Source organism: Oleiphilus sp. HI0067 (assembly GCF_001635735.1).
Map to the genome: position 1 here is coordinate 1 of NZ_LWFI01001013.1, position 749 is coordinate 749.

Genomic DNA, 749 nt, shown 5'->3' on the forward strand with positions numbered 1-749 from the left:
CATCGCAGCAGGATGATCTTTAATATGCCTGATACGAAAACCATGTCTCATGTTGTATTGCTCTCAGGTATTTTGGGTCTGTCAGCATGCTCAGCCCTTCAAAAAAGTGATACGCATATGGCCTGCGAAGGTCATGCTCAGTATCAAGTGACGTACGAAAGCATATGGAGCGAAGAGACTTTTCCGATTGAATATCCACCCTCAGATGCACACTACTCAAAGCTCGTAGGCGCAACACATTTGCCTCAAATCACTCCATGGCAAGAAGGACAGAAGGCTAGTGAAGCAATCACACTCGTCGCGGAGAAAGGCCAAAATTACAAGTTAAAAAACTGCGTTGAGTGGTTGATCAAAGTAGATAAAGCCGGCAGTTATATTGATGGCCCTGATCTAAATACCGGTACAGGCATCATCACAACGCAATTTTCGGCAACGCCCGAGTTTTCATGCCTTAGTCTGATCAGCATGATAGCGCCTTCACTTGATTGGTTTGTTGGCGTGTCAGCTCTCCCTCTTTGCGTGAATGGCGCATGAATAAACGAATACAGCGCAGAACTGTATGCCTTCGATGGTGGAACTAGCAGCGGCGATGCCTATGCTTATGCCACCTCAGAAACGGTAACAACCCCCGCCGACACAATTAAGCCTGTCAGCAATGAGCGCTTGAATATAGATAAAGATAAGATTTTCGGCGTGCTTACGCTGACAAAACAATGATTCAATGATACGACTAGACGATCTTCTAATGA

At 45.7% G+C, this 749-nt stretch carries 1 protein-coding gene; it reads left to right on the forward strand.

The genetic code is table 11. The features are described 5' to 3' along the window. A partial coding sequence (locus tag A3739_RS13590) for a spondin domain-containing protein (RefSeq protein WP_231877079.1) occupies nucleotides 1-534 on the forward strand: 534 nt, incomplete at its 5' end. Between the last annotated feature and the right edge of the window lie 215 nt (nucleotides 535-749).